This window comes from Streptomyces aureus, assembly GCF_000725495.1.
GTDB lineage: Bacteria > Actinomycetota > Actinomycetes > Streptomycetales > Streptomycetaceae > Streptomyces > Streptomyces aureus_B.
In genome coordinates this window covers 1-245 of sequence record NZ_JNZD01000117.1, presented here as the reverse complement: position 1 = coordinate 245, position 245 = coordinate 1, and the positions used below count along the sequence as shown (strand labels likewise).

Below are 245 nucleotides of genomic sequence, written 5' to 3'. Positions count from 1 at the left end.
CTGCAGGTCGAGGATCATCATGGCGTTTCTCCTTCATTTCACTGACGGGTGGATCACCCGGCCGGGCGGCCGGGAGTCTGTGGTGCGCAACTCGGCTGATCGTGTTGGGACGTGGGGTGACCGGTCAGGAGTGCCCGGCCTCGCCTGCTAGACGCAGAGGATCGTGCTGACGGTGCTGGTGCCGCAGTTGAGGACGCTCAGGGAGCTGGTGCTCGCGAGGGTGTCGTCGATCGGGGTGGCCTCGG

The 245-nt window shown here is 66.1% G+C and carries 1 protein-coding gene; it reads right to left on the bottom strand.

Features of this window, described 5'->3' with window-relative positions; translation table 11 throughout:
* Window positions 1-147: 147 nt before the first annotated feature.
* Window positions 148-231 (bottom strand): SapB/AmfS family lanthipeptide, encoded by an 84-nt coding sequence (locus IO36_RS49480; protein WP_209441265.1) that lies wholly within the window; start codon window positions 229-231, stop codon window positions 148-150.
* Between the last annotated feature and the right edge of the window lie 14 nt (window positions 232-245).